We start from the raw sequence: 20,375 nt of genomic DNA on the forward strand, positions 1-20,375 counted from the left end.
TGAACTCCAGAATCAATGAAGGAACTGGCACGGCAAAGCCGTACTGACGTGGTGTTGGGCGGTACCGTGCCGTCTGAATGAGAGCCTCAGCCTTTCGAGCAGGAGCAGCATGTTGCAGCCGGCTGGGCGTCATAGTCGTCATGCCGGCGCCACCAGTATTCCTGCTCATTGCGTCCCAGGGGGGCGCGGTCGAGCCAGGTATAGGTGCTCCAGAGCGCATCCAGCCCGCGGGAATAGGCGGAATAGGTGTGGAATACCTCGCCATCCTGCATGGCAAAGGCGCTCATGCCCGGGCGCTCGCGTGCGTAGGAGGCAACGTCCGTGCTGGCCGATGAGGCACCGCGCGAGGCGCCATCGGGTGTGGCGCGGCTGGGAATGGACGCATCATCAATCGCTGCACGCGGCACCGGTGGCTCAGCCTGGTAGTTGTAGACGATGCCCGACTCCTGCTGCTCAGGCGTGAACGAAGCGCCGAAGTCGAAATTGAAATCGCTGCCCGACGATGAAGCCCAGGGAAAATGCCAGCCCATGCGCTCGCGGTAGCCGAGCAGCATTGCCAGTGGCGCGCGCGACACGGCCCAGAACGCCACATCATGGTTCTGCAGATGCGTCTGGGTTCCGTTGAAGCCATCGGCAATGGCCGAGCAGGAGGGGCACCCGGCCTGGTAGCTGGGCCCGAACATGAAGTGGTAGACCAGTAGCTGCGAGCGACCGCCAAACAGATCGGCCAGCGAGGCAGACCCTTGCTCGGTGTCAAAGCGGTAGTCCTTGTCGATGTGAACCCAGGGCAGCGCAGCGCGCTTGCGGGCCAGTTCATCCGATTGGCGTGTCAGCGCCTTTTCTTCTGCGAGCAAGGCCAGTCTTTCGCTCAGCCATTGCTCACGCGATGCAGTGCGGTGAGGGGTCATGTCGGGCCTCCAGGCGGTAAGGGCAGAGCCGCTCAGGCCGCCACGTTCACCATCCAGGGGGTGCCGAAGCGATCGGTCACCATGCCAAACCCGGGCGACCAGAAGGTCGCTTCAAAAGGCATGGCAACCTGGCCGCCCTGGGTCAGGCCGTCAAACACACGCTTGCCTTCAGCTACCGATTCGACGCTGATCGAAACCCACAGGCCCTGGGGCTTCTGGTAGCCGCCGCCACAGCCTTCGGCACCTTGGCCGGGCATGGCCGGCATGGTGTCCGAAGCCATGATGGACTGCGAGCCCACCTGCAGCATGGCATGCATCACGCGGTTCTTGGCAGACTCGGGCAGCGGGGGCATGCCTTCGTGGGGCGGCATTTCGCCAAAGGTGGACTGGTGCACGATCTGACCGCCAAACAGCTTGGCGTAGGAGGCCATGGCCTCTGCACAGTTACCGTCGAAATTGAGATAGGGAATGAATTGCACGGTCTCTCTCCTGGGTGGAAATTTTTGCTTGCAAAGACTGCAAACAAAGGTTGATGTGGACGCTGTACACACATTCTGCGGCTTAAAATGAACACTGTCCACATTTATTTCCAAACAGGCGGTTTCGGGGTGTAAGCAGTCGTTTTTTCGACATTTCCCGTTGTACAACCGCTTGATGACCGATTGACTGCGAATGAGTTCGAGAGAGAGATACCACCACGGTGATTTACGCCAGGCGATGGTGGCGGCAGGGTTGACATTGGCCCGCGAAGGCGGCCCCCAAGCCGTTGTTCTGCGTGAAGTGAGCCGGTTGACTGGCGTCGCGCCCAACGCGGCCTACCGCCACTTTGCCAACCACCTGGCCTTGTTTGAAGCGGTGCGCGCCGCTGCCCTGGGGGCGCTGGCACAGGCGATAGAGCAGGAGATGAAGGTTGCTGAGCAACTGCCTGATGCGGTTGCGCGTGCACGAGGCCTGCTGGCGGCGGTGGGGCGCGGCTATCTGCGTTTTGCAGAGGTGGAGACTGGTTGGTTCCGGACGGCATTTGCCGCCGGAGCCTTTGATGTGGAGGTGCCCCCCGATGCCAGCCGCACGGCAGACAAAGGGCTCAATCCATATGAGCTGCTGAGCTACGCACTCGATGCCATGGCAGCCGCTGGCGTATTGCCGCCAGAGCGCAGGCCGGGGGCGGAGTTTCTCGCCTGGTCCACGGTACACGGCATGGCCATGCTCAGCATCGACGGGCCGCTGCGCGGTGCCACGCCAGAGCAGCGCAAGGCTTTGGGGATCCGGCTCTTGGCCATGGTGGAAAAGGGCATCTAAAAGAAATCGGAGCGTTCTTGGGGCAGTGACACTGCAATCTGAGATGCTGCAGTGCCATAGCGCCGCCATGGTGCATTGCGCATGCCGTATGCTGACTCCCCTGTTTTCTCGTTTTCCTGCATGCCTGCTGCCCCTTGCCATTACCCCCCGCACCCTTCTGCCTCCGATATCGAAGAGGTGGCCCAGTGGATCGCTGATGCCCGCCACCTGCTGGTGCTGACGGGCGCAGGCGTGAGCGCCGAGTCGGGCGTGCCCACTTTTCGCGATGCGCAGACGGGTTTCTGGGCGCAGTTCAGCCCCGAAGAGATGGCGAGCGAAGCGGGCTACCTGGCCCATCCGCAACGGGTGTGGGATTGGTACCAGTACCGCCGCCGGCTGGTGGCCGAAGTGGCGCCCAATGCGGGCCACTTCGCACTGGCGCAGTGGCAGGTGCAGCACCCCGAGCGCATCACCCTGGTGACGCAGAATGTAGATGGCCTGCACCAGCGCGCGGGCAGCAGCGTTGTTCTTTGCCTGCACGGCAACCTGATGGACAACCGCTGGCTGCTGCCGCCCAAGCCCTGCTGCGACATGCGCTTTACCGAAGACGATGGACCACCCCAGTGCCCTGGCTGCGGCAACTACCTGCGTCCTGCCGTGGTCTGGTTTGGCGAGAGCCTGCCGCATGCCGAGCTGCAGCAGGCGCAGGATGCCGCCAAGGGCTGTGATGTGATGTTGGTGGTCGGCACCTCCGGCAATGTGTACCCAGCCGCCGGGCTGGCGCATATCGCCGCGCGCGGCGGTGCCCGTGTGGTCATCGTCAACCCCCAGGTTACAGGGCTGGACCAGGTGGCCGATGTGCGGTTGCAAGGCACATCGGCGGAGCTACTGCCGCAACTGCTGAAGATTTAGAAAAAACCGGTCGCCAGCGCACAGCTGGTGTGCGCTATCGATCCTGTTTGATAGCAATCAGGCTTCCGCGCTGGCGGCGTTCAGGCGGGCCATGGCGTCATCGTCGAGTTGCAGCTGGCTGGCCTTGATGAGCGATTGCATCTGCTGCATGTTGGAGGCACTGGCAATGGGCGAGGCAATGCCGGGCTGGCGCATGACCCAGGCGACTGCGATTTCTCCCAGCTCTGCTCCCGTGCGTGCGCCCACCTCTTCCATGGCAGCCAGAATGCGCAGGCCGCGTTCATTGAGGTACAGGCTGGTGGTCTTGGCGCCGCGGGGGCTCTTGCTGGCATCTGCTGCCGTGCGGTATTTGCCGGTCAGAAAGCCTGCAGCCAGTGAATAGAAATTGATCACGCCCACGCCGTTTTGCACACACAGTGGCTGCAACTCTTTCTCGAACACGGCGCGGTCATACAGGTTGAAGAGGGGCTGCAGGCTTTCGTAGCGCGGCAGGCGATGCTTCTCGCTGGTCTCCAGGGCGTGGGCCAGCCGCGCGGCGCTGTAGTTGCTGGCTCCGACTGCACGAACCTTGCCTTGCTGGATAAGTTCGCAAAAGGTTCCCATCACATCTTCGATCGGCACATTGGGGTCATCGTCATGCGTCTGGTACAGATCGATGTAATCGGTCTGCAGGCGCTTGAGCGAAGCATCAACAGCCTGGCGGATGTAGTCAGGGTGCAAGCCAACCTTGCCTTCGCCCATTTCCTTGCCCACCTTGGTGGCCAGCACGAGCTGGTGACGCTTGCCCGATTTGCGCAGCCATTTGCCAATGACCGCCTCGGACTCGCCGCCCTGATGGCCCGGGGCCCAGCGCGAGTACACATCGGCGGTATCGACAAAGTTCATGCCCGCGTCAAGCCAGGCATCCAGCAAGCTGAAGCTGGTGGATTCATCGGCTGTCCAGCCAAACACATTGCCGCCAAAACACAGGGGCGAAACTTGAAGGGGAGAACGGCCCAGGGGGCGCAGGGTGGTGGACATGATCGGCCTTTTTGTCTGAAGGAGGGGTGGGTGCCATTGCAGCATCGGTACCCGGTGTGCGGACATTATGGAGAGGCGCCTTGCATTGGCAATCAAGTGCATGACAGCGGTCTCGCCAGCGCCGTCGCGCGCCGTGAGGTTCGACATCACTGCACCATGAGTGCCCGCGATGGGCAGGCATTCAGTGATTGTGGATCGCTTGCTTTTGATACAGCGCAGACAGCTGCAATCACCGTGCATCCATCCATTGTTTCCTGCGCTCCGAGTTTGCCCTGTCCTTTGAATTGCGGTACAACCGATAACAAGCGCAACAACTAGAAGGAGTAGCTACCATGTTCAAACACATTCTGGTTCCGGTCGATGGTTCACCCACCTCGATGCTGGCAGTCAACAAGGCTGCAGGGCTTGCCAAGGTGTTCGGCAGTCAGGTCACCGCCGTCTATGTGATCGACCCCTATCCGTTCACCGGCGTAGGCGCCGATTTCGCCTATGGTCAGGCGCAATACCTGTCAGCTGCAACGGCAGACGCGCATACGGCGCTCGATAGCGTCAAATCCGCCATGGAGCAGGCGGGCATCCCGGTCGACACCGTCATGGGCGAAGGCCACTCGGTACATGACGGCATCATGGAGGCCGCCAGGACAACCGGTGCCGATCTGATCGTGATGGGCTCCCACGGTCGCCGGGGCCTGGAAAAGCTGGTGCTGGGCAGCGTGACGCAGCGCGTGCTCGGTGACAGTCTCATCCCGGTGCTGGTGGTACGCCAGTAAGCGCTTGCGGCGCGTCGCCCTGCGTATGGTTGAGGCTGCAGGGCGGCTGCCCTCTATACCAGAAAGGCTCCCTTGAGGGGCCCTTTTTACGTCCAAGCCGTTGCATTATTGATTTCAGTTAATAAAAAACCGTGTCAATTATTAATAATTGTTAATCCATCCCTTGAATTTCCATAAAATCAATACCGTTGGGGCAACAGGGCAGAAGCGTATAGTTTTGGTGACTTCTGCAAGCCTGTATTCGAAGCAGCAGGGTCTGCAAAGATGAAATGCAAGCAGTGTGTCTTGCCGGGCTGCCAAACACTTCAGCGGAGGGAGGGCTCCGCGTGGGGCTGCGTGTGTGCGCAGCCCCACATTTTTATGTGGAGGCCGGAAAACACCATCGTGGTGCAATGCCATTGTGTGAAGCCTAAGCTCCTCGCATTCTGAAGAAGAACCAACATGCAAGCCTTTCCTCCTCCCTATTGCGACGCGCAAAGCGTAGACAGCACCTTGCGTGCATACGGTTATGCAGTGCTCAGCCCTGCCACCGTAGCGCAATGGGCGCAGTGCGATGGCGCGCTGCTGCCCCAGTTGGCTGACAGCTGGAATGGCATGCCTGACGACGCCTACCTGAAGGATGGTGGGCGCTATCGCAAGCGCCGCCATTCCTGCTACGTGGTGCAATCGGGGGCCGTTCGCACCGTGGCGCACCGGGCGCACTGGCAGCCGGTGCAGTACAACGCCCTGCATGGCGGCATGCAGCGCTGGTTCGAGCCGGTGCTGCCTGCTACCAATGAAAACCCCGCCTGGACGCAGTTGCTACTGGCGCTGGGGCGCAGCTCCAATGCATTGTTTGGTACCGGGGCAGAGGAAGCTTGGTACACCGAGACACATCAGTTTCGCATTGATACCACTGACGGAATTGGTCGGCCGACGCCGGAGGGCGCGCACCGCGACGGCGTCGATCTGGTGGCCGTGTTTCTGGTGGGACGCACCAATATCAAAGGTGGTGAGACCCGTGTGTTCGATGCCACCGGCCCGCAAGGCCTGCGCTTTACCCTGACCGAGCCCTGGTCGCTGATGCTGCTCGATGACGCCCGCATGATCCACGAGAGCACGCCTATCCAGCCGCTGGATGAGTCGGGTGGCTATCGCGACACACTGGTGGTGACCTTGCGGCGCCGGGCCTTTCAGGGCGATGACGCCTGAGCCCGACTGCGCTTTCTTTGTTGGTTGGAAAAAGGCTGCCCGCACTTGAGTGCCAAGCGCGGGCAGCTATCTATTGGGAAGCAGTCGGTTTTACTGGATCGCTGCGCCCGACGATTCGACGATGGCTTTGGAATCCTTGAAATCCTGGTGGAAGAACTTGTCGAAATCGGCCACCGACATGGCCTGAGGCTCGGCACCCTGGGCCTGGATCGCTTCCTGCACGCTCTTGTCGGCCAGGAGCTTGTTCACCTCGGTGTTCAGCTTGGTGACGATGGGTGCTGGCAGGTTCCTGGGGCCGAACAGGCCGTACCAGGTGCTCACGTCAAAGCCCTTCATGCCCAGCTCGGCCACGGTAGGCACATCGGGAAGTGACGAGCTGCGCTTGGCAGAGGTGACGGCGAGCGGGCGCAGTTTGCCAGCCTTGATCTGGCCAATGGCGGACGGCACCGATGACACCAGCAGATCGACATTGCCCGAGAGGGTGTCGACCAGAGCCGGGTTGGATCCCTTGTACGGCACGTGGGTCAGCTTCACGCCCGCAGCCTTTTCAAACAATACGCCCGCAATGTGAATGCTGGTGCCATTGCCAGGCGAGCCGTAGGTGATCTTGCCCGGGTCGGCCTTGGCTGCAGCGATCACATCGTTCAAGGTCTTGAACTTGCTGGTTTCTGCCGTGGCGATGATGACGGGCGAGTAGGCGACATGGGCAATCGGCGTCAGGTCCTTGGAAGGGTTCCAGGGCAGGCCCTTGTACAGGTAGTAGCCCAGCACCACGTTGTCCTTCTGGCCCATCACGATGTCATAGCCGGTGGGCTGGGCCTTGGTGGCTTCGGTGATGCCGATGGTGCCGCCCGCGCCTGCGCGGTTATCGGCCACCACGGTCCAGTGGTTGTGCTCGGTCAGCTTCTGCGCAATGATGCGCGAGAGGATGTCGGTGCCGCCGCCCGGTGGGAAGGGCACGATCATGCGCACCGGCTTGCTGCCGGGATAGTCACTGGCGGGGGCTTGGGCCTGGGCCACGGCAGCGGCGCTCAGGGCCACGGCCACAGCGCCACAGCGCAAAACTTGTTGGATCATCGGGTTTGTCTCCTGTAGGAATCACACCATCGCATGCCGCAGGCGGGCTGCAGGGTGTGGGAGGGTATATATACAGTCAATGCGGTGATGATGCATGCCATCACGCCAAGTTGCGTATTCTATGGGTTTGTGACCACTGGGTGACTTCGCTGCGGCGAACCTGTGATGCAATGGCTACGGAGAGTGCGCGAAAAGTGCGCTGGCCCTGCTGCCCAAATACGAAGGCCGCATCAAAGGCTGCGGCTTGGTGCAAACAGTACGGAAAGGATGGGCGATGGCTTTCAAGATGATCTCAGCGGTGCTTGCCACAACCGGCATGCTGTGGCTGGCTGCACCGGCACATGCCGCGTTGGCGGTGGGGGCCACCGCGCCCGTCTTTACCACGCAGTCGGCCCTGGCGGGCAAGGCGCAGCCGTTTGACATGGCCGCTGCGCTCAAGGGCGGGCCGGTGGTGCTGTACTTCTTTCCCAAGGCGTTCACGCAGGGCTGCACGGTGGAGGCCCATGCCTTTGCCGAGGCGACGCCGCAATTTGCCGCCTCAGGTGCGCGGGTGGTGGGCATATCGCATGACGATATCGCCACCTTGCAGAAATTCTCGACCGAGGCCTGCCGCGATCAGTTTGTCGTGGCGTCCGATCCGGATGCAAAGACCATCCAGGCCTACGATGCCGGATCGGCCGCACGCCCTGGCACTGCATCGCGCATCTCGTATGTGATCGCGCCCAATGGCAAGGTGTTGTTCATGCACGAAGGCAGCGATCCGATCGAGCATGTACGGCAGACCCTCCAAGCCGTGCAGCAGTGGAAGGCTGCGCACAAGCAGCCCTGAGAACGTGTTTACGATCTCCTCGCGCCGCGACAGTGGCTTTGCAACAACGCAGACTGCCCCTAAGTCGGGCGCCCCTAACTGGGCGTCCCCAAACCCACTGTCCCTACGGGTTGGAGTGAAATCGGGCGATTTCTTCGCGCTGTCCCGATTGCACTCCAACGCGGCTGCGTAGAGATCGTAAACTCGTTCCGAGACGCCGCCTCGCGCTCTTGCCGCTTGCTCAGTGATGCCGGTGGCGGGTATTAACGCCAAAAAACAAAAGCGCGGATAGTTCCGCGCTTTTTCGTAAGGGGCTCCCGAGGGATGCCTTACTGGGCAAAACCCTTCCACAGCCGCAGGCGCAGGCCATTGGCCACCACCAGCAGGCTCACGCCCATGTCGGCCACCACGGCCATCCACATGCTGGCATTGCCCGTCAGCGCCAGTACAAAAAACACCACCTTCACCCCCAGCGCCAGGGTGATGTTCTGCCACAGCACGCCGTGGGCATGGCGTGACAGTGCAACGGTCTGCGGAATGCGGCGCAGGTCGTCGTTCATCAGCACCACATCGGCGGTTTCCATCGCCATGTCGGTGGCGTGGGTGCCGCCCATGGCAAAGGCCAGGTCTGCCTTGGCAAGGGCCGGGGCATCGTTGATGCCGTCGCCCACCATGGCCGTCGGGCCGGTGCCGGCCTGCATTTCGCCGAGGATGCGCAACTTGTCTTCTGGCAGCAGATTGCCCTGGGCCTGCGAGATACCGGCCTGCGATGCGATGGTCGCCACGGTGGTGCCGTTGTCGCCGCTCAGCACCACGGGCTGCACGCCCACCGTCTGCAGCTGGCGCACGGCCTCCGGCGCCTGCGCACGCAGCGGGTCGGCAACGGCGAAGATGGCGTGTACCGAGCGCTCATCGGCGAGCAGCGTGACAGTGTGACCCTGCTGTTCGTGGCGTTGCAGCGCTTCTTCCAGGGTTTCGCTGGCAATACCCATTTCGCGCATCAGGCGGAGATTGCCCAGCACATAGCGCGAACCGTCAACGGTCCCCGCCATGCCCCGGCCCGGCAACGCCTCTACGTCCTGCGTAGTGTGGCTGGAGGTGTGGGCGAAGGATGATTCCAGCCCATTTGCAATGGCGCGCGAGACCGGATGGTCGGAGCGGCTTGCCAGTTGCCAGGCGATGCGCTCTTCGTCACCCGTGGGCAGGCTGCCCCACACCTGAACCTCCATCAACTGGGGCTGCCCGGTGGTCAGGGTGCCGGTCTTGTCCATTGCAATGGCGCGCAGGTTGCGGGCGCCTTCCAGCGCGCTGCCACCCTTGATCAGCACGCCATTCTTGGCTGCAGCGGTGAGGGCGCTCACCACCGTGACCGGCGTGGAGATGACCAGCGCACACGGGCAGGCAATCACCAGGAGCGCCAGCGCCTGGTAGATGGACTGCGTCCAGCTCCAGCCCATGGCAAACGGGGCGATCACGGCCAGTGCAATGCCCAGCAGCAGCACGATGGGCGTGTAGATGGCGGCAAAACGGTCCACAAAGCGCTGCGTGGGCGCCTTGGAGGCCTGGGCTTCTTCCACCGCGCGCACGATGCGGCTGATCAGGCTTTGCTCGGGGGCAGCGTCCACACGCATCTGCAGCTCGCCCTGCTGGTTGACGCTGCCGGCGTACAGCGGGTCGCCCACGGATTTTTCCGCCAGCGCGCTTTCGCCGGTGATGGGCGCCTGGTCGACCGCGCTCTGGCCCTGGGTGACCGTGCCGTCCAGCGGCACGCGTGCACCTGGCGCAATGCGCACCATCGAGCCCATGGGCACATCGGCGGCAAGCATGCGCTGTGTGCCGCCATCGGGCTGCAGTACATCGGCTTCCTGCGGAGCGAGGTTCAGCAGGTCGCGGATGGCATTTCGCGCACGGTCCATGGCCATGTCTTCAATGCGTTCGGCAGCGGCATACAGCGCCATCACCATGGCCGCTTCGGGCCACTGGCCGATGATGAAGGCACCAGTGACGGCAACGGCCATCAGCGCATGGATGCCCAGCTTGAGCTGCAGCAGGCCCTTGATGCCCGCCTTGTAGACTCCCAGGCCAGACAGCGCAATGGCTACCAGGGCCAGCGCCATGCCGCCATAGTGCAGCACGTTGTAGTTGGCGCCACCGGGCTCGCCGCTCGCCCAGTGAAAGGCTTCGGCTGCCACGGCTGCCACCAGGGCCGCGCCGATGCGGCCCCAACCGGGCAGGGCGCCATGGTCGTGGCCATGGTCATCGCCGCCTTCGCTGGCGTGGTCATGGCCTTCATGGCTGTGTGCATCGGCCTGGGTTGCCTTGCGTTTGCCAAAGCTGAGGTCAATGGTGCCGCAGTCGCAGCAGCCCGCAGCACCCTTGGTGGGCGCGCAGCTGCCAGCCGCAGCGCTGGTGGTGGACGGACCATGGTGCCCATGCGCCTGGTGGTCATGCCGGTGGGCATGGCCCTGTTCGCCGGTATGGGTGTGGGCGTGTGAATGGGCGTGCGAAGAGGAGTCCGAGTGGAGATCCAAATGGGCAGGGGCTGTCAGGTTTTTATCGCTCATGCGAAGATTAGAAACCTTAAAGTCACTTTAAAGTCAAGCCATGGTTGCAACCAGCGCACTCTACAAAATCGGCGAAGCGGCAACGCGCTCGGGCGTGTCGGCTGCCAATATCCGTTATTACGAGAAGGAAGGCCTGCTCAGCGCTGGCGCCAGAAGCGAGAGCAGCTATCGTTTGTATAGCGATGCAGAGATTCACCAACTGCGCTTCATCCGCCTGTGCCGGGCCATGGACATGTCCCTGGACGAAGTGCGTTCTTTGCTCGCCCTCGATTGGCACAGTACAGAAGACTGCGCCGCCGCTCGCACGACGGTGGACGCGCACCTGCACCATGTGCGCGAACGCCTGCAGGAGCTGCAGACCCTGGAAAAGGAGCTGGTCGCCCTGAGGGATTGCTGCGATGGCCACTCTGGCGTGTGCCGCACCATCGAGGCACTGCATCGGCGTGCTGATACGCAGGATCTGGGAGCCACCGTAGGCTCGGCCGTCAAGCGGCATGTCTGACGCGGTGCCGTTGCCGCGCATTGGTTGGGCGGCAAATTTGCTACCAAATATATAGCTTATCGCATAGTATAGATGGGCGCTGGATGTCTGCTTTGCCTGGGTTTCATCCGGCGCTGGCGTGGCGCATCAGGTTCTGCAGGGTGTGGGTGGCAATGGCGCCCGGGTTGGCCGGCCCCATCCATGGCCTATGATTCTTTCTATGTTGGCAAGCCTGCTTCAACCCCAATGGCCCCACCGCCTCTGGCGCACCGCGCAGCGCTGGGTGGTGGCCTGGTCGCGCATCGTGTACCTGGGCGCCGTCGTGCTGGTGATGCTGCTCACGCCCAGCAGCTACGGCGCAGTGACCCGCGCGCGGCTTTTGCGGCGCATGTATGTGGATACCGCTCCCATCCTGCTGGGGTTTACTGCGCTGGCCGCGCTGCTGTGCCTCGTGGTGGCGCGCATCGTCTTCGTGACAGCAACGAGCTATGGTCTCTCGCGCGTGGCCGTCGAGATGGTGATCCGCGTGCTGGTGCTGGAGTTGATTCCGCTCACCGCAGCGCTGTTTGTGGCCATGCGCTGCTCCATTCCGGCGGGCGCCACGCTGGCGCGGCTGCGTGAGAGTGGGCATTTTGACCGTCTGCGCGCGCAGGGGTTCGATCCGGTGCGCAGCGAGATGCTGCCGCTGGTGGTGGCCAGCATGTATGCGTCCGTCACGCTGGCAGCGCTGTCCTGCGTGGTGTCGCTGGTCATGGTGTATTTCAGTGTCTATGGCTTCAGCCTGGTGGGGGTGGAGTTGTATACGCGCATGTTCGGCAATGTGTTCAGCCCCATGGTGACCTGGCTGTTCGCCCTCAAGACGCTGCTGTTCAGCCTGGCCGTCGCCCTGATACCCACGGCATCCGCCATGTACCGCCCCTATGGCATGCGCGATGGCGAGGTGCTGGGCCCGGAATCCGACCTTTCCGGACTGGCGCGCATGTTTGCCGTGCTGCTGCTGATTGAGGTCGCCTCCTTGCTCGGCAACTACTTTTGACGGAGTTTTTGCAGGGAGTGCGGACGGGCTGGGGCTTGCACCATTTGCCAGACATTGGGGAGTTGCCGCAAAATGGCTCATGCCCAACATTGCTGCACTCCTCAAATCCGAGATCACGCGCGTGGCCCGCAAGGAAATCCGCGCAGAGATCGAATCCCTGCGCAAGGCGGTGAGCGCGCAACGTTCGGCCATTGCGGCACTCAAGCGCGAAATCGCCGAAGTGCGCAAGGTGGCCAGCAAAGGCGGGCAGGCACCCAAGGTAGAAGCAAGCCCGGGTGATGCGGCAGAAGCGGGCATCCAGCGGCGCTTCAGCCCGTCGCGACTGGCGGCGCACCGCCAGAGAATCGGGCTGTCTGCGGCGCAGTATGGTGCCCTGGTTGGGGTAACAGGCCAAAGCATCTACAAGTACGAGCAGGGCAAGGCGCGGCCGCATGCCGCCACGGTGCGCAAGCTGTCGGAACTCAAGGAGCGCAGCAAGGCGCAGATTCTGGCTGGCCTGCAGGAAGGCTGAGCAGGCCATTGCAGCAGCCTGCACTGCCGCCTCACCCGCCCTGTACCGTCAGGCGGCTGCTCTCACCACATCCTTTTGATCCCGTGCCGCGCTGCGTAAAACCTTGGCTGCGGCCACCATCTGCGCCAGTGCAGGCAATACTTCGGCCCACTGGCGTGTCTTGAGGCCGCAGTCGGGGTTGACCCAGAGGCGCTGCGCCGGAATGCGTTCTGCCGCCTTCTTCATCAGGCCAACGATGTGCTCCTGTGTCGGAATGTTGGGTGAATGGATGTCGTACACGCCGGGGCCGATCTCATTGGGATATTGAAAGTTCTCGAAGGCGTCGAGCAGCTCCATGTCCGAGCGGGAGGTTTCGATGGTGATCACATCGGCATCCATGTCGGCAATCGAGGCGATGATGTCGTTGAACTCCGAATAGCACATATGGGTGTGGATCTGCGTTTCGTCGCCCACGCCACCCACGGTGATGCGGAAGGACTCCACGGCCCAGTGCAGGTACTGCTGCCACTGTGATTTGCGCAGCGGCAGGCCTTCGCGCAGTGCGGCCTCGTCGATCTGGATGATGCCCACACCGGCCTTTTCCAGGTCAAGCACTTCCTCTCGGATGGCCAGCGCCAACTGGTAGCACGACTGCCAGCGTGGCTGGTCATCGCGCACGAAGGACCAGTTGAGAATGGTGACCGGGCCGGTCAGCATGCCCTTCATCGGGCGGCGGGTGAGCGACTGCGCGAACCGCGTCCATTCCACGGTCATCGCCCTGGGGCGGCTGATGTCGCCAAACAGGATCGGCGGCTTCACGCAGCGCGAACCATAGGACTGCACCCAGCCAAACTGGCTGAAGGCATAGCCGTCGAGCTGTTCGCCAAAGTATTCGACCATGTCATTGCGCTCGGCTTCGCCATGCACGAGCACGTCCAGACCCAGCGCCTCCTGTTCACGCACGCTGCGCGCAATCTCGGCGCGCATGGCGGCCTCGTAGCCTTCCTGATCAAGCCGACCCGCCTTGAATTCGCTGCGCGCATGGCGGATTTCTGCGGTCTGCGGAAACGAACCAATGGTGGTGGTGGGAAAGGCGGGCAGGCCAAGGCGGGTCGCCTGCCTGGCTGCACGCACGGGGTAGGCGCTTTGGCGCTGGCCCAGCGCCGTATTGATCTGCGCCACGGCGGCGCGCACTGCCGGGTTGTGAACACGGGGCGAGTTGCGCCGCGCCTGCAACGCCGCTGCGTTGGCTGCGAGCTCTGCAGCCACGGACGCTCGGCCCTCAGACAGCGCCTTGCCCAGCACGCGCAGTTCCTCCAGCTTTTGCAGTGCATAGGCGAGCCAGGCCTTCACCTCGGCATCCAGCTTTTTTTCGCTGTCCAGATCCACAGGCACATGCAGCAGGGAGCAGGTGGGGGCAATCCACAGGCGCTCGCCCAACTGTTCGGCCAGCGGTTCTACCCAGTCGAGCACGGCGCCCAGATCGGTTTTCCAGATATTGCGGCCATTGATCACGCCCAGCGACAGCACTTTGTGGGGCGGCAGCAGCCCCAGCAGTTGCTGCACATCGCCCTGGCCCTGGATGGCATCGATGTGCAGGCCTGCAACGGGCAGGTTGGCCGCCAGGTATTTGTTCTCGGCCAGGTCGCCAAAATAGGTGGACAGCAGGAGCTTGACCTTGCAAGCCTTGAGGTGGTGGTAGGCGGTGTTGAGCGCATGCTGCCAGTCGGCATCCAGCTCGGTCACCAGAATCGGCTCGTCGATCTGCACCCATTCCACGCCCTGCGCGGCCAGCATGTCCAGCAGCTCGGCATAGACGGGCAGCAGGCCCTCCAGCAGATCCAGTTTGCGGGAGCCATCCTTGGCCTTGCCGATGGAGAGGTAAGTCACCGGGCCGATGATCACCGGCTTGGCGCGCACGCCCAGGGCCCGGGCCTCGGCCAATTGCTCCACGAGGCGTGAGGCATCGAGCTGGAACCGGGTGCTCGCCGTGAACTCGGGCACGATGTAGTGGTAGTTCGTATCAAACCACTTGGTCATCTCGCCGGCGGCCACGCCACCACCGCAGCAGGCGGTGTGTTCTGCGTGGCCCCCCGACGCTGAGCCGGAGGTTCCTGCGGTAACTGCCGAGCGACCACGGGCGACGCGGAAGTAGTTGTCCAGTGCGTCGCCATGAAAGCCCTGTACCCGCTCGGGCAGGTTGCCCAGGGTGAAGCTCATGTCCAGCACCTGGTCGTAGAAGGAGAAATCGCCCACGGGCACCAGATCGAGGTCTTGCTGGCTGGCCCAGTGGCGTGCCCGCAACTGGGCGCCCAGCGTCGTCAGCTCGCTGCGCGAGGATTCGCCCTTCCAGTAGGACTCCAGCGCGAACTTGAGTTCGCGCTGCGCGCCGATGCGTGGAAAGCCGAGGTTGTGGATGGTGGTCATACAGATCTTCCGGTATCAATGAACAGGCCCTGCCTGTGAACGTGAGCACGTTCCGAGAGCGACGGACGCATCGTCTGGGATTTGATGTATGAAGTAAAATGGTTTTATTTCACATATCAATGAATTTTGTTCACTTATGCTGGAGCGTATCCATCTTGCCATCGTTCAAGAGGTTGAAAAACAAGGCTCATTGACCGCCGCAGCCGATGTGCTGTGCGTGACCCAGTCGGCCCTCAGCCACAGTATGAAAAAGCTGGAGGGCCAGTTGGGCACTGCCATCTGGCTGCGCGAAGGCCGCAGCCTGCGCCTGACGCAGGCCGGGCAGTACCTGCTGGCCGTGGCAGGGCGCGTGCTGCCCCAGCTCGATCTGGCCGAAGCGCGCCTGCAGCAGTTTGCGCAGGGCGAGCGCGGCAGCCTGCGCATCGGCATGGAATGCCACCCGTGCTACCAGTGGCTGCTCAAGATCGTCTCGCCGTATCTGGCGGCATGGCCGGATGTGGATGTGGACGTGAAGCAGAAATTCCAGTTCGGCGGCATTGGCGCGCTTTTTGGCTACGAGATCGACATGCTGGTCACGCCCGATCCCCTGTTCAAGCCCGGCCTGCACTTTGAGCCGGTGTTCGATTACGAACAGGTGCTGGTGGTGGCCGCCACACACCCCTTGGCTGCAGCCAGCTATGTGCTCCCTGCCGATCTGGCGCGTGAAGTGCTGATCACCTACCCCGTTGCGGTGGACCGGCTCGACATCTACACCCAGTTTCTGCTGCCCAAGGGCATTGCGCCCCGGCGCCACAAGACCATCGAGACCACCGACATCATGATGCAGATGGTGGCCAGCGGCCGTGGGGTAGCCGCGCTGCCGCGCTGGCTGGCGCTGGAATACGCGCAGAAGATGGCCGTGGTGCCACTGCGCCTGGGCGCCAAGGGCATCGCCAAGCAGATCTACCTGGGCGCGCGCGAAGCTGATCTGCATATCGATTACCTGCAGGCCTTCATTGCGCTGGCGCGCCAGCCGCTGTCAGCGGGGTGATGCCCGCTGTCTGGCCCGTGACCAGGAAACAGCTCAGCCCGTGCAGGCGGCGCGCTCGGCAGGCGCCTCGTGGCGGGCCAGCCGCCCCGCCTGCGCACCCCAGGCCCACATGGCAGCGCCCGCAACCAGCGCCACCACAAAGGACATCTGCGGGCCCAGGTGGTCGGTCACCCAGCCGGCGGCCGCCGCCCCCAGGGCCACGCCCATGGCCAGGCCCGTCAGCAGCCAGGTCATGCCCTCGGTCAGGCGGCTGGCCGCCACCTGCTGCTCCACCAGGCCCATGGCCACGGTGATCGTGGGCCCGAAAGTGATGCCCGCCAGCAGCACGGCCAGGGTCAGGGCGATGAGGTTGCTGGCCAGCAGCAGCGGCACGGCCGTGATCGCCACCGAAGCCCCCACCCAGACGATCTGGCGGTGGAGCGGCATCTGCAGGCGCAGGGTGCCGAACACCAGGCCCATCACGCAGGAACCCAGTGCGTAGAACGACAGCACCACGCTCGCCATGGCAGGCTGGCCGTGCAGGGTGGCAAAGGCCACGGCCGCCACATCGATAGTGCCCACGATGATGCCCTGGGCGAGCATGAACAGTGCGAGCGAACGCACCACGGGCTGGTGGCGCACCAGCGAACGCTGGCGTACCTGCTGGTCGTGGGGGTTGAGGGGGGGCTCGGTGCGGCGCTGCAGCACAAAGAGGGTGACGCCCGCCAGCAGCAACAGCGCGGCAGCCATGGGGCCTGCTTCGGGGAACAGCACCATGCTCAGTCCCACGGACAGTGGCGGGCCGACGATGAAGCACAGGTCATCCAGCACGGCTTCGAACGCATAGGCAGTCTGCAGCTGCGGCGTGCCTCGGTACAGCACCGTCCAGCGCGCGCGCACCATGGCGGGCATGCTGGGCAGGCTCCCTACCAGCGCGGCCAGCAGCAGCAGCAGCCAGTCCGGCCCTTGCCAGTGGGCGCAGGCCAGCAGGGCAAACATGGCGCTGGCGCTGGTTGCCGCGGCCACGGGCAGCACCTTGCGCTGGCCGTGGCGGTCCACCAGGGCGGAGATGCGTGGTGCCAGCACGGCAATCGACAAAGCAAAACAGGCGGCCACGGCGCCCGCCAGCGTATAAGCACCGCGCTGCTGTGACAGCATGGTGATGAGGCCGATACCTGTCATCGACAAGGGCAGGCGGGCAATCAGGCCGGCCAGTACAAAACCGGCGGTGCCGGGCGCGGCAAACAGCTGGCGGTAGGCGTGGAACATCAAAAACCTCGGTGCAGAAAAGACTCGGCGGCGGCAGCCGCAGCGCGGGGCGCGTGAAAATACATACGCGGCGTATGTGAGTGATTCTACGCAAGACAGCACCTCGACGTATCATTGGCATACGATTTGTATGTGAATGGAGTCCAGCATGCGCCAAAGCCGCGCCAGCATGATTGAGGCCACCCGCGCCAAACTGGTGGCGGCGGGCAGGCGTGCGTTCGCGGCGCAGGGGTATGCGCAGGCCTCGATGGACGAGCTGACCGCGCAGGCGGGGCTGACGCGTGGCGCGCTGTACCACCACTTTGGCGGCAAGCCCGGCCTGCTGGCGGCGGTGGTGGCGCAGATGGATGCCGAGATGGATGAACGGCTTGAAGCCGAGTTGCAGGCCCATGCCGATCCGTGGGAGGGCTTTCTGGCCTATTGCCGCGCGTATCTGGCCATGGCGCAGGAGGCAGAGATCCGCCGCATCGTGCTGCAGGACGCGCGCTCCGTCCTCACCGGCACCGACCAGGGTGAGCAGCACCGCAAGTGCATCCAGTTTGTCGCCAATTACCTGCAAGGGCTGATGGAGCAGGGCGTGATCGTTCGCGCAAGTCCCCAGGCGCTGGCCCGCGTGCTCAACGGCTGCCTCGTCGAAGCGGCCTTCTGGATAGCAGAGGAGGGCGCACCAGCCTCACGTCTGGCCGACGCCATGCAGGCGCTGGAGCTGATGCTGCAGGGCTGGCGGCCACGCGGGGGCGGGGTGGCGCTGCCGTAGAAGCCGCCCCACGCGGTGGCTGCCGAGGCCTGGTTTGCTATCGATAAAGGAGCTTCAGGCGCTTTATGTACGAATGCTATAGCCCGGCCTTATTCAGATTCTCAATCGCCATAGCCCCTGACGCTCACCTGTACTTCTGCTCCAGCGAATCCCAGAAATCCTTGTTCACCAGGCGCTGGCGTTCCAGAAACGGGGCGACGATGGCGGGGTCTTCGTTCACCTGATGGGTATCGCGCAGCAGCGTCAGGCACTTCTGCATGCCGGCCACGGCGCCCTGCAGGGCGGCGTTGGCGTAGAGCACAAAGCCAAAGCCCAACTGGCCCAGTTCATCGGCGTTGAAGATGGGGGTCTTGCCGCCGATCACCATGTTCATGAGCTGGGGCGCCTTGACCCGCTGGGGCAGGGCGCGCACCTGCGCCTGCTCGGTCACGGCTTCGACGAACAGGATGTCGGCGCCTGCTTCCTCAAAGGCCTGGGCGCGCTCAATGGCTGCCTCGAAACCGTGGACGGCGGCTGCATCGGTGCGGGCCATGATGAGGGTGCCTTCGTCGCGCCGGGCGTCGACGGCGGCCTTGATCTTGCCCAGCATCTCGCTGGTCTCGATCACTGCCTTGCCATTGAAATGGCCACAGCGCTTGGGGCTGACCTGGTCTTCGAGCTGAATGCAGTCGGCGCCTGCGCGCTCGAGCGTGTGCACGGCGTGGTAGGTGTTGACGGCGTTGCCAAAGCCCGTGTCGGCGTCGACGAGCAGCGGCACCTCCACTGCATCGCGGATGCGGGCCGTGTGGTCGGCAATGTCGGTCAGGCCCATGAAGCCCTGGTCGGGCATGCCGAACCACATATTGGTGACACCGGCGCCGGTCACGTAAATGGCTTCAAAGCCCAGGTCGGCGATCAGCCGTGCCGACAAGGCATTGAAGGCGCCCGGTACGATGACGCCCCGGCGTGCATCGGCCAATGCTTTGAGTTGTTGCCTGGAGTTCATGGTTTCTTCTCTCGTCTTCTCAGTTTTTGATAGCGCAACGCGCGCTTGTGTAAAGCGCGCAATGGTGGTTGGGTATGTTGATGCCCCGCTACTTGGCAAGCAGCACCTCGCCGGGCACCCGAATCCAGCCTTCCATCAGAATCCGCGCGCTGCGGCTCATCAAGGCCTTGGTGACCTGCCATTCGCCGTTGACGAGTTGGGCCTCGGCGCCCACCCTCAGCATGCCGCTTGGGTGGCCAAAGCGCACGGCCTGCCGCTCGCCCCCGCCTGCAGCCAGGTTCACCAGCGTGCCGGGTATCGCTGCTGCGGTGCCGATGGCCACGGCGGCGGTGCCCATCATGGCGTGGTGCAGCTTGCCCATGGAGAGGGCGCGCACGCTCAGGTCGATGTCTCTGGCGTCAATGCTTTTACCGCCTGCCGCCTGGTAGTCCACCGGTGGTGCCACAAAGGCAATCTTGGGCGAGTGCTGGCGCGTGGCCGCCTCTGCCAGATCGTGAATCAGGCCCATGCGGAGCGCGCCGTGGGCGCGGATGGTTTCCAGCCTGGCCAGGGCGTCCGCATCGTTGTTGATGGCGTCCTGCAGTTCGGTGCCGTTGTAGCCAAGGTCACCGGCGTTCAGGAAGATGGTGGGGATACCGGAATTGACCATGGTCACGGCAAAGCGACCGATACCGGGCACGTCCAGCTGGTCAATCAGGTTGCCGGTAGGGAAAATCCCGGCGCCTGCATCACCCGCCTCGCCTTCATCGGCCGGGTCCAGAAACTCCAGCGCCACTTCAGCGGCGGGGAAGGTGACGCCGTCGAGCTCGAAATCACCGGTTTCCTGGACCTGCCCTTCGGTGATAGGAACGTGCGCCACGATGGTCTTGCCGATATTGGCCTGCCAGATGCGCACCGTGGCCATGCCGTTGTGCGGAATTCTCTCCGGGCTGATCAGCCCCATGTGGATGGCGCAGGGGCCGACGGCAGCGCTGAGGTTGCCGCAGTTGCCGCTCCAGTCCACAAAAGGCCTGTCGATAGAGACCTGGCCGAAAAGGTAATCCACATCATGGCCTTCGCGCGTGCTTCGGCTCAGGATGACGCCTTTGCTGGTGCTGGACGACGCATTTCCCATACCGTCGATCTGTTTGCCATACGGGTCGGGGCTGCCCAGCGCACGCAGAAAGATGGCATCGCGCACGGGGCCCGGCTGCTGGGCGGCAGCTGGCAGGTCCTGCAGGTGGAAGAAAACGCCCTTGCTGGTGCCGCCGCGCAGGTAGGTGGCGGCAATCCTGATTTGCGGTGCTGTCCGCTGCTTGTCTCTCATGCTTTCTTTCTGTATGGGGCGCGTGCAGGCTGCAGCGCATCGCATATTGGCTGTATCTGGTGTATCAAATTTGATAGCTTTTGGCGC

The 20,375-nt window shown here is 63.3% G+C and carries 19 protein-coding genes; 10 read left to right on the forward strand and 9 right to left on the reverse strand.

The window, feature by feature from the left end; translation table 11 throughout:
• Positions 1 to 86: 86 nt before the first annotated feature.
• Together ACH2DG_RS15195 and ACH2DG_RS15200 are read right to left on the reverse strand one after the other, a co-directional pair.
• Entirely contained in the window at positions 87 to 908 is an 822-nt protein-coding gene (locus ACH2DG_RS15195) for a DUF899 domain-containing protein (protein ID WP_395027164.1), read from the reverse strand.
• A 32-nt stretch (positions 909 to 940) separates the two neighbouring features.
• Positions 941 to 1,387, reverse strand: a complete 447-nt coding sequence (locus ACH2DG_RS15200) for a VOC family protein (protein WP_395027165.1) — start codon at positions 1,385 to 1,387, stop codon at positions 941 to 943.
• A gap of 193 nt (positions 1,388 to 1,580) precedes the next feature.
• On the opposite strand from ACH2DG_RS15200, the gene ACH2DG_RS15205 reads away from it, so the two are divergent.
• Both ACH2DG_RS15205 and ACH2DG_RS15210 read left to right on the forward strand, forming a co-directional pair.
• Complete coding sequence (locus ACH2DG_RS15205; RefSeq protein ID WP_395027166.1) at positions 1,581 to 2,207, forward strand: TetR/AcrR family transcriptional regulator; 627 nt, start codon at positions 1,581 to 1,583, stop codon at positions 2,205 to 2,207.
• A gap of 120 nt (positions 2,208 to 2,327) precedes the next feature.
• Positions 2,328 to 3,098, forward strand: a complete 771-nt coding sequence (locus ACH2DG_RS15210) for an NAD-dependent deacetylase (RefSeq protein WP_395027168.1) — start codon at positions 2,328 to 2,330, stop codon at positions 3,096 to 3,098.
• A 57-nt stretch (positions 3,099 to 3,155) separates the two neighbouring features.
• Here the strand turns inward: ACH2DG_RS15210 and ACH2DG_RS15215 are convergent, their stop codons facing one another.
• Complete coding sequence (locus ACH2DG_RS15215) at positions 3,156 to 4,118, reverse strand: aldo/keto reductase (RefSeq protein WP_395027170.1); 963 nt, start codon at positions 4,116 to 4,118, stop codon at positions 3,156 to 3,158.
• Between the two features lie 332 nt (positions 4,119 to 4,450).
• Between ACH2DG_RS15215 and ACH2DG_RS15220 the strand changes: the two genes are divergently transcribed.
• Together ACH2DG_RS15220 and ACH2DG_RS15225 are read left to right on the forward strand one after the other, a co-directional pair.
• On the forward strand, positions 4,451 to 4,888 hold the full coding sequence (locus ACH2DG_RS15220; protein WP_395027172.1) for a universal stress protein: 438 nt from the start codon (positions 4,451 to 4,453) through the stop codon (positions 4,886 to 4,888).
• A 441-nt stretch (positions 4,889 to 5,329) separates the two neighbouring features.
• A complete protein-coding gene (locus ACH2DG_RS15225) occupies positions 5,330 to 6,079 on the forward strand; it encodes a 2OG-Fe dioxygenase family protein (protein WP_395027174.1) in 750 nt (249 codons plus the stop codon).
• Between the two features lie 90 nt (positions 6,080 to 6,169).
• Here ACH2DG_RS15225 and ACH2DG_RS15230 read toward each other — a convergent pair whose 3' ends face one another.
• On the reverse strand, positions 6,170 to 7,156 hold the full coding sequence (locus tag ACH2DG_RS15230) for a Bug family tripartite tricarboxylate transporter substrate binding protein (RefSeq protein WP_395027176.1): 987 nt from the start codon (positions 7,154 to 7,156) through the stop codon (positions 6,170 to 6,172).
• 274 nt (positions 7,157 to 7,430) lie between these two features.
• Here ACH2DG_RS15230 and ACH2DG_RS15235 point away from each other — a divergent pair, with 274 nt between their 5' ends.
• Positions 7,431 to 7,985: a peroxiredoxin gene (locus ACH2DG_RS15235; RefSeq protein WP_395027178.1), complete on the forward strand. Its 555-nt coding sequence runs from the start codon at positions 7,431 to 7,433 to the stop codon at positions 7,983 to 7,985.
• A gap of 308 nt (positions 7,986 to 8,293) precedes the next feature.
• Here ACH2DG_RS15235 and ACH2DG_RS15240 read toward each other — a convergent pair whose 3' ends face one another.
• Positions 8,294 to 10,528, reverse strand: a complete 2,235-nt coding sequence (locus tag ACH2DG_RS15240; protein WP_395027180.1) for a heavy metal translocating P-type ATPase — start codon at positions 10,526 to 10,528, stop codon at positions 8,294 to 8,296.
• A gap of 40 nt (positions 10,529 to 10,568) precedes the next feature.
• Here ACH2DG_RS15240 and ACH2DG_RS15245 point away from each other — a divergent pair, with 40 nt between their 5' ends.
• The 3 genes from ACH2DG_RS15245 to ACH2DG_RS15255 all read left to right on the forward strand — a co-directional run bounded on the left by ACH2DG_RS15245 (position 10,569) and on the right by ACH2DG_RS15255 (position 12,556).
• Positions 10,569 to 11,030 carry a Cd(II)/Pb(II)-responsive transcriptional regulator gene (locus ACH2DG_RS15245; RefSeq protein ID WP_395027184.1) on the forward strand — a complete coding sequence of 154 codons (462 nt, stop codon included), beginning with the start codon at positions 10,569 to 10,571 and terminating at the stop codon, positions 11,028 to 11,030.
• A gap of 199 nt (positions 11,031 to 11,229) precedes the next feature.
• Entirely contained in the window at positions 11,230 to 12,045 is an 816-nt protein-coding gene (locus ACH2DG_RS15250; protein WP_395027185.1) for an MlaE family ABC transporter permease, read from the forward strand.
• A gap of 79 nt (positions 12,046 to 12,124) precedes the next feature.
• A complete protein-coding gene (locus tag ACH2DG_RS15255) occupies positions 12,125 to 12,556 on the forward strand; it encodes a helix-turn-helix domain-containing protein (protein WP_395027186.1) in 432 nt (143 codons plus the stop codon).
• A gap of 48 nt (positions 12,557 to 12,604) precedes the next feature.
• Here ACH2DG_RS15255 and metE read toward each other — a convergent pair whose 3' ends face one another.
• A complete protein-coding gene (gene metE, locus ACH2DG_RS15260; RefSeq protein ID WP_395027188.1) occupies positions 12,605 to 14,962 on the reverse strand; it encodes a 5-methyltetrahydropteroyltriglutamate--homocysteine S-methyltransferase in 2,358 nt (785 codons plus the stop codon).
• Between the two features lie 136 nt (positions 14,963 to 15,098).
• Here metE and ACH2DG_RS15265 point away from each other — a divergent pair, with 136 nt between their 5' ends.
• On the forward strand, positions 15,099 to 15,992 hold the full coding sequence (locus ACH2DG_RS15265; RefSeq protein ID WP_395027189.1) for a LysR family transcriptional regulator: 894 nt from the start codon (positions 15,099 to 15,101) through the stop codon (positions 15,990 to 15,992).
• 33 nt (positions 15,993 to 16,025) lie between these two features.
• On the opposite strand, the gene ACH2DG_RS15270 is transcribed toward ACH2DG_RS15265, so the two are convergent.
• Positions 16,026 to 17,240: an MFS transporter gene (locus ACH2DG_RS15270; RefSeq protein WP_395027190.1), complete on the reverse strand. Its 1,215-nt coding sequence runs from the start codon at positions 17,238 to 17,240 to the stop codon at positions 16,026 to 16,028.
• 148 nt (positions 17,241 to 17,388) lie between these two features.
• Between ACH2DG_RS15270 and ACH2DG_RS15275 the strand changes: the two genes are divergently transcribed.
• Positions 17,389 to 17,997 (forward strand): TetR/AcrR family transcriptional regulator, encoded by a 609-nt coding sequence (locus tag ACH2DG_RS15275; RefSeq protein WP_395027191.1) that lies wholly within the window; start codon positions 17,389 to 17,391, stop codon positions 17,995 to 17,997.
• Positions 17,998 to 18,121: 124 nt separating this feature from the next.
• On the opposite strand, the gene ACH2DG_RS15280 is transcribed toward ACH2DG_RS15275, so the two are convergent.
• Positions 18,122 to 18,982, reverse strand: a complete 861-nt coding sequence (locus ACH2DG_RS15280) for an oxaloacetate decarboxylase (RefSeq protein ID WP_395027192.1) — start codon at positions 18,980 to 18,982, stop codon at positions 18,122 to 18,124.
• An 88-nt stretch (positions 18,983 to 19,070) separates the two neighbouring features.
• On the reverse strand, positions 19,071 to 20,288 hold the full coding sequence (gene prpF, locus ACH2DG_RS15285) for a 2-methylaconitate cis-trans isomerase PrpF (protein ID WP_395027193.1): 1,218 nt from the start codon (positions 20,286 to 20,288) through the stop codon (positions 19,071 to 19,073).
• Positions 20,289 to 20,375: the final 87 nt, after the last annotated feature.

Origin of the sequence: Comamonas odontotermitis, assembly GCF_040396735.1 — a bacterium.
Lineage (GTDB): Bacteria > Pseudomonadota > Gammaproteobacteria > Burkholderiales > Burkholderiaceae_C > Comamonas > Comamonas odontotermitis_C.